Genomic DNA, 15,021 nt, shown 5'->3' with positions numbered 1-15,021 from the left:
CTCTCAGGCATCGCCCGGCACATGCTCCGGTCCGCGCCGACGCCGATGCTCGATGAAGGCCCAGATATGCGGACCGGCCAGCCCGATAAAGGCGAGCGTCAGCAGCGTCAGCGACAGCTTGTGGGTGTAGAACACCGACCAGTCGCCATTCGAGATCGTCATCGCCCGGCGGAACTGGGTTTCGGCAAGCGGCCCGAGGATCATGCCGATGATGACCGGTGCGGTCGGGAAATCGAAGCGCCGCATCAGGAAGCCGGCGGCCCCCAGCAGATAGAGGATGATGAGGTCGATCGGCGACTGCGAGATGCCGTAGGTTCCGACGGTCGCGAACACCAGGATGCCGGCGTAGAGCTGCGGCGCCGGGATCTTGAGCAGCCGCACCCACAGCCCGATCAGCGGCAGGTTGAGGATGACCAGGATGACATTGGCGATAAACAGGCTGGCGATCAGGCCCCAGACCAGATCGGCCTGCGTCGTCAGCAGCAGCGGTCCCGGATTGATGCCGTAGCTCTGGAAGGCCGACAGCATGATCGCGGCCGTCGCCGAGGTCGGCAGGCCGAGGGTGAGCATCGGCACCAGCACGCCGGCGGCCGAGGCGTTGTTGGCGGCTTCGGGGCCGGCAACGCCCTCGATGGCGCCGACCGTGCCGAACTCCTCCTTGTGCTTCGACAGCTTCTTTTCGATGGCATAGGACAGGAAGGTCGGGATTTCGGCGCCGCCGGCCGGCATCGCGCCGATCGGGAAGCCGATGAGAGCGCCGCGCAGCCACGGCTTCCACGAGCGCCCCCACTCGGCCGCGGTCATGTAGAGCGAGCCTTTGAGCGGCACGATCTCGTCCTTGCCGGCATAGCGGCGCGAGGCCATGTAGAGCGTTTCGCCGACGGCAAACAGGCCGACCGCGGCAATGATGACATCGACGCCGTCGAGCAGTTCGTTCATGCCGAAGGTAAAGCGCGGCTGGCCGGTCTGCAGGTCGACGCCGATCATGCCGATGACGAAGCCGATGAACAGGCTGGTGAGGCCGCGCACCGACGACGAGCCGAGCACTGCCGACACCGTGATGAATGCGAGCACCATCAGCGAGAAATATTCGGCCGGCCCGAACGCCAGCGCGAACTTCACCACCACCGGCGCCAGGAAGGCGACGCCCATCGTGCCGATGGTGCCGGCAACGAACGAGCCGATCGCCGACGTCGCCAATGCCGCGCCGCCGCGACCGGAGCGGGCCATCCTGTTGCCTTCCAGGGCGGTGACGATGGTGGCGCTTTCGCCCGGCGTGTTGAGCAGGATCGACGTAGTCGAACCGCCATACATGGCACCGTAATAGATGCCGGCGAACAGGATGAAGGACGCCTCCGGCGCCACCTGGTAGGTGATCGGCAACAAAAGCGCGATGGTCAGTGCCGGCCCGAGGCCTGGCAGCACGCCGATGGCGGTGCCGAGCGTGGTGCCGACCAGGCACCACAACAGGTTCATCGGCGAGAAAGCGACGGCAAATCCGTGACCGAGATGGCTGAGAGTCTCCATCGCGTCAGCCCCTCAACGTGGTGATGATCGCATCGATCACCGTGTTCAGCTGGTTTTCGATGAAGCCGGCGCCGATGTTGACGCCGAGCGCCCTGGCGAAGCCGAAATAGGCGGCAAGCGCCAGGATCAGCCCGGTGAGCGCATCACGCAGCGTGTGCTTGCTGCCGAAGCCGTAACAGACGAGCACGAACATGATGACGGAGGCGGCGGTGAAGCCTAGCGGCTGGATCAGCACCAGATTTGCCACCAGCCCGGCAACGACGATGCCCATCGCCTTCCAGTCGGTCGGTGTTTCCTTTTCCTCCTGCGGCTGCCAGCCTCCGCGCAGCGCGGCGAGGATGAGCAGCAGCGAAAGCACGATCATGCCGGTCATGGTGATATAGGGGAACACGGTCGGCCCGACCTTTGAATAGAGCGGCGACACCGGGATCGCCAAGGTCTGCCAGGCAACGGCCGCGGCGCAGGCGAGAAGCCCGATGCCGATCAACAATTCGGGCATGGCAAGGCGCGGGGGCGCCGGCTGCTGGTCGCTGCTGCTCATCAATGTCCTCCCAATATGGCCGGCATCCTCCCGCCGGCCGCATCCGCAGTTTCACCCCCACCGCATCATATGTCCATGCGGCAGGTGAAAGTCGGAAGGGGGCGGCGCAAGCCTGCTTCGAGACGCCGCCCCCTCAAGCAATTCCAAGAAAAGTGTGAAGCGGTTTTCCGTCCGGAATTGCGTTAAAATAAAAGTTGGAGCGGATCGCCGTTTCCGTGAAACGGTGAGCCGCTCTTTAAGTGTCAGGCGAGGCCGAGATCCTTGAGGATCGCGGTGATGCGTGCGGTGTCGTCGGCGAGGAATTTTGCATAGTCGTCGCCGGTCAAAAGGATGGGCGTCCAGTTGCGGTTCTTGCACTCGGTTGCCCAGGCGTCGCTCTTGGCCATGGTCTCGATCATCGTGACCATCGCCGCCTTGTCGGCGTCGGAGACGCCGGGCGGTGCAAAGACGCCGCGCCAGTTGAACAATTCGACATCGATGCCGGCTTCCTTCATCGTCGGTGCGTCGATGCCGTCCTGGCGCTTGTCGGCGGAGATCGCCAGCAGCCTGAGCGCGCCTGCCTTGACCTGTTCGGAGAACTCGCCGTAGCCGGAAATGCCGGCTGCGACCTGGTTGCCGAGCAGCGCCGACAGCGCCTCGCCGCCGCCGGCGAACGGCACGTAGGAAAGGTTGGTTGCCGGAACGCCCACCGTCTTGGCGATCAAGCCGAACAAGATGTGGTCGGAACCGCCGGCCGAGCCGCCGGCCACCGGAACCTTGGTCGGATCCGCCTTGAGCGCGGCGACGAAATCGCCGGCCGTCTTGAACGGCGAGTCTGCCGGCACCACCAGCGCCTCGAACTCGCCGGTAAGGCGGGCGATGGGCGTGACTTCTGAAAGATTGTTGGCCGATTTGTTGGCGATGATGGCGCCCACCATGACCATGCCGGCAACCATCAGCGAATTGCCCTTGCCCTTCCACTGGCTGATGAACTGCGGCAGGCCGACCGTACCGCCGGCGCCGCCGACATTGGTGATCTGCGAACCGGAGATCAGTTTTTCACTGCGCAGCACCTGGTCGATGGTGCGTCCTGTCTGGTCCCAGCCGCCACCGGGCGCGGCCGGCACGAAGATCTGGATCTGCGGTGCATCTTGAGCGAAGGCGGGCGTCAAATGCGTTGCGACGAAACCGGCAGCGCCTGCGGCCGCGGTGCTCATCAAAAATCTGCGTCTGTTCAGCATGGGATTCCTCCAAATCACGACACCTCCTCCGGTGCCTGCCAGAAACGTAGCCTGAAAACAGACCCGCTCGGCAAAAATTCATGCAGATTTCGAAACGTTCTGTCAACAGGAACGCCGTTCTACTAGACAGAATACGGGATATGCGGCACAATCCCTTCGATCGGCTTTGATCCGAGCGGGTAACTGGAATGAAACCGTCAAGCAGATGACCGAAGCGCGATCCCAGCCGTTACAGGCCGATGGCGTCGCTGCGCTCGACCGCGCGATCGCCATTCTCGACGCTTTCGCGACCGCCGACCGCTCGCTCAGCCTGGCCGAAATCGCGGCGCGCACCGGGCTTTACAAGAGCACCATATTGAGGCTGGCGAACTCGCTGCTGCGCGGGCAGTTGCTGGAGCGGCTCGACGATGGCCGCTACCGCATCGGACCGGCCACTTTCAGGCTCGGCGCGCTCTACCAGCGCTCCGTGGTCGCGGTCGACATCCTGTTGCCGATCATGCGCGATCTCGCCGAGCGGAGCTGGGAAAGCGTGGCCTTCTATGTCCGCTCGGGTGACGCCCGCACCTGCCTCTATCGCGTCGAATCCAAACATCCTATCCGCTACACCATCCAGGAAGGCGACCTGTTGCCGTTGCTCGCGGGCTCGGGTGGCCGCGTGTTGGCAGCGTTTTCAGGCCAGCCGGGCGAGCCTTACGAGACCATTCGCCAGGCCTGCCACTATCTGTCGATCGGCGACCGCGACCCGGAGACGGCGGGCGTGTCGGCCCCGGTGTTCGGACCGGGCCGCGTTCTGCTCGGCGCCTTGACGCTCGCCGGTCCGTCAACGCGCGTCGATACGGCCTTCCTGCGTCGCATGACGCCGGCTTTGCTGGAAGCGGCCGCCCGCGCCACCCGCGCTTTCGGTGAAGACGCTTCAGCCCTTGAACGTGCGGGCGTGAAAGCAGGCAGCCCTACGTAGGGCAATCCAGCTCCGCGATGCGATCAAGCACGTGCGGGTCACATGGTGTTTCCACTCGCCCTTGCAGGCATCCGGTCCCGAATGTATTCTTGTAATTTAATCGAATACAATCCAATTTTGGCGAAAGATTGGGTCCTAACGCGGCGTCAGCAAATTCTACAGAAATAGGGCAAATAAGGAAGCAAATATCCCAGGAATTTATTGGCTGTTAATGCCGGTAGGCTAGTCAGTCAATTGTCGCCAGGTATAGGTGACATGGGGGAGAAGGCGTCACCTGACCGGCATCTGGCCGGCAGGCAATTCGCGGGAGCCATGGCTATTTCCATGGAAGCTTGATGAGGCTGTCACCAACAGACACCAGCCCCCGTCTTCTCGGGTTGGTCTGGCCATTCATCCTCGTGGTTCTTGTCCAGGCCCTGGTTGCCAGCGGCAGCCTTTACACGCTCTCCGCGGTCCGCGCCTATGTCGGCGGCGAGAGCCACTGGTCCAAGGGACAGAAGCAGGCCATCTACTTTCTCGGTCTCTATGCCGATACCGGCAAGGAAGAATTCTTCAACGAGTATCGCGAAGCCATCGCCATTCCGCTCGCCGATCGTTCGGCTCGACTTGCACTTGAGCAATCAAAACCCGACACCAATGCGGCGCGTGCCGGCTTCCTCCAAGGGCGCAACCACCCTGACGATCTGACGGGGATGATCTGGCTGTTCCAGAACTTCCGCCATGTGAGCTATCTCGACATTGCCATCCAGCATTGGACGGCTGCCGACAGCATGATCGTTGAAATCGATCGGCTCGGCACCACGATCCACCAAGGATTTGCGGAAGGTGCGGTTTCGGCCGCGCAAATCAGCACCTGGAAAGCGGAAATCCATCAGCTCAACCATCTGATCGGCCCCCTTTCCAAGGCCTTCTCCGACAGCCTCGGCGAGGGATCCCGTTTCATCAAGATGGTGCTGACGATCGCCAACCTGGTTACGGCTGGCTTGCTTATCCTGCTCGCCGTGTGGCGCACCCGCAAACTGCTGGCGCAGCGCCGAGCTTTCCAATCCGCCCTCAACGCCGAACGCGAGCGCGCCCAGATCACCCTTGCCTCGATCGGCCAGGCTGTCATCAGCACTGGAGCGGGCGGACTGTTGGACTATATGAACCCCGTCGCGGAGCGACTGCTGGCACACTCGCTCGACATGGCCAGGGGCAAGCCGATCGCATCGCTGTTCCGCTTGCTGGACAAGGATACCGGTGTCGAGGAACTCGGATTGGTGGAGCGTCTGCTGGCTGGCGAGCCACGCCGCCCCAACGTCCGCCCGCAACTGCTGCAGCGCGCTGACGGCTCGGTCGTACCTGTGGCGCTGACCGGTGCACCGCTGTTCATTTCCGGCCGTGTGGTCGGCGCGGTGCTGGCTTTCCACGACATGACGCGCGAGCAGGACTACATCGAGCGGCTCTCCTGGCAGGCTTCCCACGATGCATTGACCGGACTTGCCAACCGCCGCGACTTCGAAAGCCGGCTGGAGTCGGAAATCGCCGAATTGCGTCACAAGTCCCGTCAGCACGCGCTGATGTACCTGGATCTCGATCAGTTCAAGCTTGTCAACGATACGTGTGGTCATGCGGCCGGCGATCAGTTGCTGCGGCAGATTTCCGTTCTCCTCGGCAATGCGTTGCGACCGGGCGACATGCTGGCGCGGCTGGGTGGCGACGAGTTCGGCGTTCTGCTGTTCGATTGCAGCCCGGATCTCGCTGTCGACATCGCCGAACGCCTGCGCGCAACGGTGCAGGACCTGCATTTCACCTGGGAAGCCAGGCCTTTCAACAGCAGCGTGAGTATCGGCATGGTTCAGATCACCAATCCCGAAATCACGCTTGAAGAGACCCTGCGGGCCGCGGATGTCGCCTGTTACATGGCCAAGGAAAAAGGCCGCAACCGGGTTCAGCTGCACAGCGACAGCGATGTCGCCTTGCGCGAACGCTTCGGCGAGATGGCCTGGGTTCAACGCCTGCATGCTGCGCTGGAAGAAAACCGCTTTACGCTTCACGCCCAGGAAATCTGGCCGCTGAACGAGGCGGCCTCCGAAGCCGGCGCGCATATTGAGATCCTGCTGCGGCTGACCGGAGAGGACGGTCTCGTCGTCTCGCCCGCCAGCTTCATTCCCGCTGCCGAGCGCTACGGGCTGATGCCGTCGATCGACCGTTGGGTCGTACGCAACACCTTCGGCGTCCTGGCGGCACGCCTCGCCGATCCGTTGGCCTCTCCCATCGCAACCTGTGCCATCAATCTCTCCGGCACGAGCTTCGGTGACGAGACCTTCCTCGGCTTCTTGCGCGAGCAGTTTCTTGCCTATGGCATTCCGCCGAAAACGATCTGTCTGGAGATCACGGAGACCAGCGCCATCGCCGATCTCGCCAATGCCATGCGCTTCATTGCCGATCTGCGCGGGTTGGGTTGCCGCTTCGCCCTCGATGACTTCGGCTCCGGCATGTCGTCGTTCGCCTACCTGAAGCACCTGCCCGTCGACTATCTGAAAATCGACGGCAGCTTCGTCAAGGACATGCTGGAGGATCGTATCGACCGCGCCATGGTCGAGATGATACATCATATCGGCAAGGTGATGGGCAAGCGCACCATTGCCGAATTCGTCGAAAGCGACGGCATCATCGCGGCACTGAAGACCATCGGCGTCGACTATGCGCAAGGCTATGCGATTGCCCGGCCGCAACCTTTCAACGCCTCTGTGACGCTGCTGAATCCGGCGGCGCCGGGAAAGCGGACGGACAAGGATCGTTGGAACGGCCTTGCGCGAAAATTGCGCCAGGCCGGATGACAGGGCAAACGGTCGCCGGGTTTCGTCAGTTCGCCTTGACCAGCACCACGCGGCGGTTCTTGGCGCGGCCGGTTTCGTCGTCATTGCTGGCGACGGGCGCCATCATGCCGGCGCCGGCGGCCGTCATCCGCCCACCGTCAATGCCGTATTTCGAAACAAGCGCTGCCCTCACCGCTTGCGCCCGGCGCGAGGACAGATCGATGTTGTAGTCGAAGGCGCCCTGGTTGTCGGTGTGACCGACCACGATCACCGCCATGCCGGGCTCGTTGGTCAGAAGCGTCGAAATTTCCTTCAGAGTCGGTTCCGATTCCGGCTTGATGTCGGCCTTGTCGGTGTCGAAGAAGATGCCGTAGAGCGAGATCGAGCCGGTGGCCGACAGCGAATCCGCCATCTTGGCCGCTTCCACCACCACCATCTTCTTGTCGCGCGCCTTCGGCTCCAGCACCTGAACCACAGCTATAGTGCGGCCATTGAGTTCCTTGCAGTAGAGGTCGTCGATCAGCGAATAGGCCTGCACCGTGACATAGGCATCGCCGCCATCCTGCGGCACCTTGGCGGCGAAGAAGCGCTGGTCGTTGATGCCCGTGGTCACCGCGCAGGCGCCATTGGAAAAGGCCGCATCCTTGATGTCGCTTTCATGAAAGAAATACATCATCATGCTCATGTCGCCGCCGCCGCCGCTCGACGACCGGTCGGCAGCGCCGCCGCACTCTTCCTTCTTGCAGTCGAACAGCACTTCGCCGCCGGCGGCCTCGATCACGTCCTGATAGTTGCGCAGCACTTCGAGCGGCGAGCGCTCGGCCGGCAGCACATAGGCAATGCGGGTGAGCTGCCCTTCGACCTCGACCTTCTTGTCCGGCGCATAGATGCGATTGTTCATCGAATCGCGCGCGTCCGCATCCGCACTCGGCTTCAACGGCGACAGCGGCACGGTGAAATCGGTATAGGCGAATTTCTCGTAGGAGACGATGAACGACCCCTCATAGCGCTTGGCCAGATGATTGTCGGCCGCACCCTCGATGTCGGCGGTCGGCACCGTCGCATCGGCGCCCGCCAGTCGCACGGCTGCAAACAGCAGCAGCACCGCCCAGAAAAGCTTCAGAAGTATCGCATTGATCGCACGCATTGGCCGGCTCCCCCATGAGCAATTCCAGGAAAAGTGTGAGCGGTTCCCACAGGAATTGCGTCGCTAGATCAGGATGGCAATTTTTGCAGAACGAGGCAATTGCGTCGATGAAGTGCTTCACGTCAGCCGTTCGAGCAGGATGGTCGGCCCATCGTGATAGGTCGTTTCCAGCACCTTCGTGTAGCCGCACTTTGCGGCGACGTTGAGTGAGCCGGTGTTTTCCGGATCGATGATGCAGACGGTTCTGGCGCCGGCAAACGTTTCATCGCCCCAGGCCAGCGCCCGCTTGACGACTTCGCTGGCGAGACCCTTGCCATGCGCCTGCGGCGCCAGCGCCCAGCCGGCTTCCGGAATGCCTTCGAGGGACGGCTCGATATCGCGCTTGAGATCGTGGAACCCGGCCTCGCCGATGAAACGTCCGCTGGCCTTGTCCTCGATCGCCCAGAAACCGTAGCCCAGCAGCGACCACAAGCCGGCGTGCCTGAGGAACCTCATCCAGCTTTCCTCGCGCGTGCGCGGCTTGCCGCCGATGAAACGAGTGGTGACGGGATCGGCCCACATGACGACATAGTCGTCGAAATCATCGATCCGGTGCGCCCGCAGGATGGTCCGCTCCGTTTCGAGAACCGGAACGCCGGCTGCTTTTGGATTGCCCATGAAACTCTGCCTCCGTTGACGGTCGTCGCTTAACAGACCGACGCTCGCCAACAAGGGCCAAGGCGGATCATCATGCGGCCAGGCAAGCTTTCTCGATCAATCGAGCTTGCTGTCAGGATGTGGCGTCAATGACGCTGATGACTGGACTGGAAGCAGCCTGCCTCTGGGAATTCCGCCGAACGATGCTACCTTCCGCGACCGGTCCGGTGAGGGCCGGACTCATACCCCAACGGGAGGAGCGCGCCATGGACACCACCGATCTTGTGCTTGCCATTTTCCATCATCTGCTGGTGTTCTCGCTGGCCGGCATTATCGGCGCCGAATTCGTCCTGATCCGCGGCGATCTCTCTGCCGCCACGCTCAAGCGGCTTGCCGGCATCGACCGCCACTATGGCATCATCGCCAGTCTGATCATCATCATCGGCATCGGCCGCGTCATCTATGGCCTGAAGGGCTGGGAGTTCTACGTCTACAACTGGGTGTTCTGGGCCAAGATGGCGGCGTTCGGCATTGTCGGCCTGCTGTCGATCATCCCGACCATCCGCTTCATCTCCTGGAACCGACAGGCCAGCGCCAGTCGCGGCTTCCAGGTGCCGGCGACGGAGCTCGCCTCCGTGAAGACCTATGTGCGCGCCGAAGCCTTCATCTTCCTGCTGATCCCGGTCTTCGCGGCGGCCATGGCGCGCGGCTACGGTTACTGAAGCTACGCCAACACGAAACCCCATCTCCGCCCGTCATACCCCCCATTGATCGCAATGATTGCGGACGACTGTGTTTTGCAGTTTGCGTCAGGCGACAATCTGTTAGCCTGCCTATGTTGCACATCGCTGGCGGGTTCCGGGCAACGGTTGAAACTGATATCCTGGGAGGAGATCACGATGAGAAAATTTGTTGCCGCCCTGGCCGCTGCCGCGGCGGTCACGCTTTATTCATTCACCGCCAGCGCGCAGACCTATCCCGAGCGCACCATAACCGTGGTAGTGCCGTTTGCGGCCGGCGGTCCGACCGACACGGTAACGCGCCTCGTCGCCGAAGCCATGTCGAAGGATCTCGGCCAGCAGATCATCGTCGAGAATGTCGGCGGCGCCGGCGGGACGCTGGGCGCCGGCCGCGTCGCCAGCGCCGACCCGGACGGCTACACGCTGCTCCTCCATCACATCGGCATGGCGACAAGTGCGACGCTCTACAGGAAGCTCGCCTACGACACGCTGAATGCCTTCGAATATGTCGGCCTCGTCACCGAGGTGCCGATGGCCATCGTCGCCCGCAAGGATTTGGAGCCGACCGATCTGAAAGGGCTGGTCGAATACGCCAAGGCCAACAAGGACTCCATCACCGTCGCCAATGCCGGCATCGGGGCGGCCTCGCATCTGTGCGGCATGCTGTTCATGAGCGCCATCGGCACGCCGCTGGTCACCGTGCCTTACAAGGGCACCGGGCCGGCCATGACCGACCTTCTCGGCGGCCAGGTCGACATGATGTGTGACCAGACCACCAACACCACCAAGCAGATCCAGGGCGGCACGATCAAGGCTTATGCCGTCACCACGCCGGAACGCCTCGATGTGCTGAAGGACGTACCGACCACCATCGAAGGCGGCCTGCCCGCGGTGCAGGTCGGCATCTGGCACGGCCTCTATGCGCCCAAGGGCACGCCGGCCGCGGTCACCGACCGCCTGTCGAAATCGCTGCAGGTCGCGCTGAAGGATCCCAATGTCATCGCCCGCTTCGCCGAACTCGGCACCAAGCCGTCATCGGAAGCCGACGCGACGCCGGCGGCGCTGAAGGCCAAGCTGGAAGGCGAGATCACGCGCTGGAAGCCGATCATCGAAGCCGCCGGCCAGTACGCCGATTGATGGCTTGAACGGGGCGCTTCCGGCGCCCCGTTTTCGCTTCGACATCCGTTTTACATTTGCAGCGGCAGGCCCGCCGCGAGGGTTTGGGAGGACCGTCATGAAACCTTTCGCTATCGACAGGACAAACGGCCTGTGCGCCGCGCTGTTCATCTTTTTCGGCGCCTTTTTCGCAATACAATCTCTCGGACTTGAGATCGGCACCGCCTTCCGCATGGGACCGGGTTATTTCCCGCTGGTGCTGGCAATCGTGCTGATCGTGCTTGGCGCCATCATCCTCGTCCAGGCGGTGCGCGTCGAGGGCGAGCCGATCGGCCCGATTGCCTGGCGCGGCATGTTCTTCATCCTGCCGGCGCCGATCTTCTTCGGCCTGACGGTGCGCGGCCTCGGCTTCGTCCCGTCGATCTTCCTGACGTCGCTGATCGCCGCCTTTGCCAGCGGGCGCATGAAGCCGCTGACCGCACTTGTGCTGTCGGCCGGCCTGACACTGTTTTCGGTGCTGGTCTTCAGCTACGCGCTCGGGCTGCCGTTCCAGCGCTTCGGCCCCTGGCTGCCATTGTGAGGTGACGGGATGGACCTTCTCAAAAACCTCGAACTCGGCTTTTCGACGGCCACAACGCCGGCAAATCTCGGCTTCTGCCTGATCGGCGTCCTGCTCGGCACGCTGATCGGCGTCCTACCCGGCATCGGCGCCACCGCTACCATCGCCATGCTGTTGCCGATCACCTTCCAGATCGGCGACCCGGTCTCCTCGCTGATCATGCTTGCCGGCATCTATTACGGCGCCCAGTATGGCGGCTCGACCACCGCCATTCTCATCAACATGCCCGGCGAATCCTCCTCGGCCGTAACCGCCATAGACGGCTACCAGATGGCCCGCAACGGCCGCGCCGGGGCGGCACTGGCGATCGCCGCGATCGGCTCGTTCTTCGCCGGCACGGTGTCGACCTTCCTGGTCGCCGTCTTTGCTCCGCCGCTGACGGCGATAGCGCTGCAATTCGGAGCGGCGGAGTATTTTTCGCTGATGATCGTCGGCCTCGTCTCGTCCATCGCGCTCGCCCATGGCTCGATCGTCAAGGCGCTGGCGATGGTCGTGCTCGGCCTGCTGCTCGGCATTGTCGGCACCGACATCTACACCGGCACGCCGCGCTTCACGCTCGGCATCCGCGAATATGCCGACGGGCTGAACTTCGTCGCGGTGGCGGTCGGCGTCTTCGGCGTCGCCGAGATCCTGCGCAACCTCGAAAACGAGCATGAGCGCTCGGTGATGATCAAAAAGGTCTCCGGACTGATGCCTACCCGCGACGACTTCAAGCGCATGGCCGCGCCCATCGTGCGCGGCACCATCATCGGCTCGGCGCTCGGCATCCTGCCTGGCGGCGGAGCGGTGCTTGCCGCCTTTGCCTCCTATACAGTCGAGAAGCGTGTGTCGAAAAATCCCGGAGAATTCGGCAAGGGCGCCATCGCCGGCGTCGCTGGACCGGAATCGGCCAACAATGCCGGCGCCCAGACCTCTTTCATCCCGATGCTGACGCTTGGCATTCCGGCCAATCCGGTTATGGCGCTGATGATCGGCGCCATGATCATCCAGGGCATCGTGCCCGGTCCCAATGTCGCGACCGAACAACCGGCGCTGTTCTGGGGCATCATCGCCTCGATGTGGATCGGCAATCTGATGCTGATCGTGCTCAACCTGCCGCTGATCGGGCTGTGGGTGAAGCTCCTGACGATCCCCTACTATGTGCTCTTCCCGATCATCATGGCGTTCTGCTCTATCGGCGTCTACAGCGTCAACACCAACGCCTTCGATCTGCATGCCGTCGCCTTCTTCGGCCTGCTCGGCTACGTCCTGACCAAGCTGCGTTGCGAACCCGCTCCGCTGCTGCTCGGCTTCGTGCTCGGCCCGCTGCTCGAGGAAAACCTGCGCCGCGCCATGATCCTGTCGCGCGGCGACCCCTCGACCTTCGTGACACGGCCGATCAGCGCCGGCCTGCTGCTCGTTGCGCTGGCCGTGCTCGTCGTCGTCTTCCTGCCGTCGGTCAAGAAGAAGCGCGAAGAGGTGTTCGTGGAGGAGAACTAGTTATCCGGGGCGTCGGAGGGGCCGAGCGTCGCGATTTCCACCAGCGGCGCCGGCACGTCTGTCGTCTTCTCCGCCGCCTTGCAGATATCGGCGATGACGCAGGCCGAGCAGTCCGGCTTGCGCGCCTTGCAGACATAGCGGCCATGCAGGATCAGCCAGTGATGCGCATGGCGCATATATTCGTCGGGAATAGTCCTCAGCAGCCCTTGCTCGACCTGCTCCGGCGTTTTGCCGGGCGCCAGGCCGAGCCGGTTGCCGAGGCGGAAAATGTGGGTGTCGACCGCCATCGTATGCTGGCCAAAGGCCATGTTGAGCACGACATTGGCGGTCTTGCGCCCGACCCCCGGCAGCTTGACCAGTTCGTCGCGTTCACCGGGCACCTCGCCACCATGGTCGCGGATCAGCGCTTCGGACAGCGCAATGACATTCTTGGCCTTGTTGCGCCAGAGCCCGATGGTTTTGATGTACTCGCCGACCTTGGCCTCGCCCAGCGCCAGCATTTTTTCAGGCGTGTCGGCGACCTTGAACAGCGCCCGCGTCGCCTTGTTGACGCCGGCGTCGGTGGCCTGCGCCGACAGCACCACCGCCACCAGCAGCGTAAACGCGTTGACGTGCTCGAGTTCGCCCTTCGGCTCGGGCCGCTGCACCGAAAACCGCCGGAAGATCTCATGCACTTCAGCTGCGCTGTAGAGCGAGCGGGCCGGCCGTGGCCGCGGCTTGGCGTTCGAGCCATCGCGCCGGCCGGGCAGGAGTTCACTTTTGGGTAGCGGAAGATTTTTGGACTTGGGGGTCGCCATTCCCTTCCTATAATATCCCCGCATGAGCGACACAAACGCCTCGTTTCAGGCTGACGAGCCCTTCTTTCACGCATTGCTGACCCCACACCGGTCGCTGGGCAAGACGGGCTTCCTGATCCTGATGAGCACGCTGCTGTTCGGCTGGGCGGTGACAGGCGCATTCTTCCTGTCGCGCGGCGCCTGGCCGGTGTTCGGCTTCTTCGGCCTCGACGTGATCGCCGTCTACATCGCCTTCCGCGCCAACTACCGCGCAGCTCGCGCCCGCGAGGAAGTCTCGGTGTCGCGCACCAGCCTCGACATCCGCAAGACCGCACCCTCGGGCAAGTCGGAAGCGCACCGCTTCAATCCGTTCTGGGCGCGCTTTTCCGTCGCCCGCCATGCCGAGATCGGCATCACCAAAATGGTGGTGGAGGCACAGGGGCAGAATGTGCCGATCGGGTCATTCCTGGACCCCGACTCTCGCGAGAGTTTTGCTACGGCTTTTTCGCGGGCGCTGACGAAAGCCAGGATGCGCTAGAGCTGGCGCCTCAGAACCGAAAGCGCAGAATCCTGCCGACCTTGCGCAATGCAGGAATGTTTCTCCAGAGCGCGATGAACAGCTTTGAAAACCAGCCCATGTGAGCTGTGCGTTCAGCGCTGTAGGCCGAGATATCGTCGACAAAACGCAGCTTCGGAACAGCGCGCTCCAGTTCGTGCGGATCGTCGATCGCCCAGTGGACCTCGGCCCCCGTCGCCCTGATGGTCGGGTTGAGACGCAACATCTTCAGGCCGAAGCGGCTGTAGGCGTCGAACATCAACTCGCCGCCGGAGAGATGCGAGACAAGGCGCGCCAACAGGCGTGGCCCCTCCTCTGCCGGGAGATAGGGCGTCAGTCCTTCCATCACCACCACGGCCGGGCGGTTGCGGGGCACCTCAGCGAGCCAGTCCGGATCGGTCACCGAAGAGCCGACCAGGTGGTAGTGCTCCCGGGACGGGTAGAGCTTGCGTCTGATCGCGATGACATCCGGGAAGTCGACGTCGAACCACTCCACGCCGTCTGGCGGATCGACACGGAAGATGCGCGTGTCGAGCCCGCAGCCGAGATGCAGCACGATGGCGCCGGGATTCCTGGCGATGAAGTCCTGCACGCGGACGTCGTACGTTTTCGCCCGGATCGCCAGCCCGATGCCCAGATTGGTGTCGACCTTGAGCCGCGAAAAATCATAGTCGATCTTGCGCACAGCATCATCCGCGAAACGGTCTCTGAGCAGCGAATTGGGCTGCCGGCTCTCCAGCGCCTTGCCGTAGAGCGTCATCAGCAAGGTTTCCCTTGCCCCGGTCAGATTCACCTTTTCGCCGGCCATCGGCATCTCCCGGTTCGCAATCCAGTGTCTATCTCGGCCAGTGTCTATCTCGGCCAGTGTCTATCTGGGCCAGCTTCTATCTGGGTTTAAGCCGCAA

Annotated in this window: 14 protein-coding genes; 7 read left to right on the top strand and 7 right to left on the bottom strand. The window is 63.0% G+C overall.

Annotated features, from left to right (window positions below; translation table 11 throughout):
* Positions 1 to 3 precede the first annotated feature (3 nt).
* The 3 genes from ACWTU9_RS07305 to ACWTU9_RS07295 form a co-directional block, all read right to left on the bottom strand.
* Entirely contained in the window at positions 4 to 1,527 is a 1,524-nt protein-coding gene (locus tag ACWTU9_RS07305; protein WP_455857718.1) for a tripartite tricarboxylate transporter permease, read from the bottom strand.
* A 4-nt stretch (positions 1,528 to 1,531) separates the two neighbouring features.
* The gene (locus ACWTU9_RS07300) at positions 1,532 to 2,068 is read right to left on the bottom strand and encodes a tripartite tricarboxylate transporter TctB family protein (protein ID WP_455857717.1); all 537 of its coding nucleotides are present in this window, start codon (positions 2,066 to 2,068) and stop codon (positions 1,532 to 1,534) included.
* 242 nt (positions 2,069 to 2,310) lie between these two features.
* Positions 2,311 to 3,288: a Bug family tripartite tricarboxylate transporter substrate binding protein gene (locus tag ACWTU9_RS07295; protein WP_454585988.1), complete on the bottom strand. Its 978-nt coding sequence runs from the start codon at positions 3,286 to 3,288 to the stop codon at positions 2,311 to 2,313.
* Between the two features lie 205 nt (positions 3,289 to 3,493).
* Between ACWTU9_RS07295 and ACWTU9_RS07290 the strand changes: the two genes are divergently transcribed.
* Both ACWTU9_RS07290 and ACWTU9_RS07285 read left to right on the top strand, forming a co-directional pair.
* Positions 3,494 to 4,246, top strand: coding sequence for an IclR family transcriptional regulator (locus ACWTU9_RS07290; RefSeq protein ID WP_455857716.1), 753 nt, complete (start codon positions 3,494 to 3,496; stop codon positions 4,244 to 4,246).
* Between the two features lie 335 nt (positions 4,247 to 4,581).
* Complete coding sequence (locus ACWTU9_RS07285; protein WP_455857715.1) at positions 4,582 to 7,068, top strand: EAL domain-containing protein; 2,487 nt, start codon at positions 4,582 to 4,584, stop codon at positions 7,066 to 7,068.
* A gap of 25 nt (positions 7,069 to 7,093) precedes the next feature.
* Here ACWTU9_RS07285 and ACWTU9_RS07280 read toward each other — a convergent pair whose 3' ends face one another.
* Together ACWTU9_RS07280 and ACWTU9_RS07275 are read right to left on the bottom strand one after the other, a co-directional pair.
* The gene (locus ACWTU9_RS07280; RefSeq protein ID WP_455857714.1) at positions 7,094 to 8,194 is read right to left on the bottom strand and encodes a DUF4892 domain-containing protein; all 1,101 of its coding nucleotides are present in this window, start codon (positions 8,192 to 8,194) and stop codon (positions 7,094 to 7,096) included.
* 117 nt (positions 8,195 to 8,311) lie between these two features.
* On the bottom strand, positions 8,312 to 8,851 hold the full coding sequence (locus ACWTU9_RS07275) for a GNAT family N-acetyltransferase (RefSeq protein ID WP_455857713.1): 540 nt from the start codon (positions 8,849 to 8,851) through the stop codon (positions 8,312 to 8,314).
* A 245-nt stretch (positions 8,852 to 9,096) separates the two neighbouring features.
* Between ACWTU9_RS07275 and ACWTU9_RS07270 the strand changes: the two genes are divergently transcribed.
* From ACWTU9_RS07270 to ACWTU9_RS07255, 4 genes are all read left to right on the top strand, one after another.
* Positions 9,097 to 9,552, top strand: coding sequence for a DUF2214 family protein (locus ACWTU9_RS07270; protein WP_455857712.1), 456 nt, complete (start codon positions 9,097 to 9,099; stop codon positions 9,550 to 9,552).
* Between the two features lie 177 nt (positions 9,553 to 9,729).
* Complete coding sequence (locus tag ACWTU9_RS07265) at positions 9,730 to 10,707, top strand: tripartite tricarboxylate transporter substrate-binding protein (protein WP_455857711.1); 978 nt, start codon at positions 9,730 to 9,732, stop codon at positions 10,705 to 10,707.
* 97 nt (positions 10,708 to 10,804) lie between these two features.
* Entirely contained in the window at positions 10,805 to 11,266 is a 462-nt protein-coding gene (locus ACWTU9_RS07260; protein ID WP_455857710.1) for a tripartite tricarboxylate transporter TctB family protein, read from the top strand.
* A 9-nt stretch (positions 11,267 to 11,275) separates the two neighbouring features.
* Entirely contained in the window at positions 11,276 to 12,784 is a 1,509-nt protein-coding gene (locus tag ACWTU9_RS07255; protein WP_455857709.1) for a tripartite tricarboxylate transporter permease, read from the top strand.
* Here the strand turns inward: ACWTU9_RS07255 and nth are convergent.
* The gene (gene nth, locus ACWTU9_RS07250) at positions 12,781 to 13,581 is read right to left on the bottom strand and encodes an endonuclease III (protein ID WP_455857708.1); all 801 of its coding nucleotides are present in this window, start codon (positions 13,579 to 13,581) and stop codon (positions 12,781 to 12,783) included. The genes ACWTU9_RS07255 and nth overlap by 4 nt on opposite strands.
* Before the next feature lie 22 nt (positions 13,582 to 13,603).
* Here nth and ACWTU9_RS07245 point away from each other — a divergent pair, with 22 nt between their 5' ends.
* Positions 13,604 to 14,098: a DUF2244 domain-containing protein gene (locus ACWTU9_RS07245; RefSeq protein WP_455857707.1), complete on the top strand. Its 495-nt coding sequence runs from the start codon at positions 13,604 to 13,606 to the stop codon at positions 14,096 to 14,098.
* 10 nt (positions 14,099 to 14,108) lie between these two features.
* On the opposite strand, the gene ACWTU9_RS07240 is transcribed toward ACWTU9_RS07245, so the two are convergent.
* On the bottom strand, positions 14,109 to 14,924 hold the full coding sequence (locus ACWTU9_RS07240) for a class I SAM-dependent methyltransferase (protein WP_455857706.1): 816 nt from the start codon (positions 14,922 to 14,924) through the stop codon (positions 14,109 to 14,111).
* Between the last annotated feature and the right edge of the window lie 97 nt (positions 14,925 to 15,021).

Source organism: Mesorhizobium sp. 128a (genome assembly GCF_053848025.1).
The sequence above is the reverse complement of the archived record's forward strand: the minus strand, read 5'-3'. Positions and strand labels throughout refer to the sequence as shown.

Coding starts and splice junctions, on each gene's coding strand:
- ACWTU9_RS07305 (WP_455857718.1), bottom strand. CDS start 1,527: ATGGAGACTCTCAGCCATCTCGGTCACGGATTTGCCGTCGCTTTCTCG.
- ACWTU9_RS07300 (WP_455857717.1), bottom strand. CDS start 2,068: ATGAGCAGCAGCGACCAGCAGCCGGCGCCCCCGCGCCTTGCCATGCCC.
- ACWTU9_RS07295 (WP_454585988.1), bottom strand. CDS start 3,288: ATGCTGAACAGACGCAGATTTTTGATGAGCACCGCGGCCGCAGGCGCT.
- ACWTU9_RS07290 (WP_455857716.1), top strand. CDS start 3,494: ATGACCGAAGCGCGATCCCAGCCGTTACAGGCCGATGGCGTCGCTGCG.
- ACWTU9_RS07285 (WP_455857715.1), top strand. CDS start 4,582: ATGAGGCTGTCACCAACAGACACCAGCCCCCGTCTTCTCGGGTTGGTC.
- ACWTU9_RS07280 (WP_455857714.1), bottom strand. CDS start 8,194: ATGCGTGCGATCAATGCGATACTTCTGAAGCTTTTCTGGGCGGTGCTG.
- ACWTU9_RS07275 (WP_455857713.1), bottom strand. CDS start 8,851: ATGGGCAATCCAAAAGCAGCCGGCGTTCCGGTTCTCGAAACGGAGCGG.
- ACWTU9_RS07270 (WP_455857712.1), top strand. CDS start 9,097: ATGGACACCACCGATCTTGTGCTTGCCATTTTCCATCATCTGCTGGTG.
- ACWTU9_RS07265 (WP_455857711.1), top strand. CDS start 9,730: ATGAGAAAATTTGTTGCCGCCCTGGCCGCTGCCGCGGCGGTCACGCTT.
- ACWTU9_RS07260 (WP_455857710.1), top strand. CDS start 10,805: ATGAAACCTTTCGCTATCGACAGGACAAACGGCCTGTGCGCCGCGCTG.
- ACWTU9_RS07255 (WP_455857709.1), top strand. CDS start 11,276: ATGGACCTTCTCAAAAACCTCGAACTCGGCTTTTCGACGGCCACAACG.
- nth (WP_455857708.1), bottom strand. CDS start 13,581: ATGGCGACCCCCAAGTCCAAAAATCTTCCGCTACCCAAAAGTGAACTC.
- ACWTU9_RS07245 (WP_455857707.1), top strand. CDS start 13,604: ATGAGCGACACAAACGCCTCGTTTCAGGCTGACGAGCCCTTCTTTCAC.
- ACWTU9_RS07240 (WP_455857706.1), bottom strand. CDS start 14,924: ATGGCCGGCGAAAAGGTGAATCTGACCGGGGCAAGGGAAACCTTGCTG.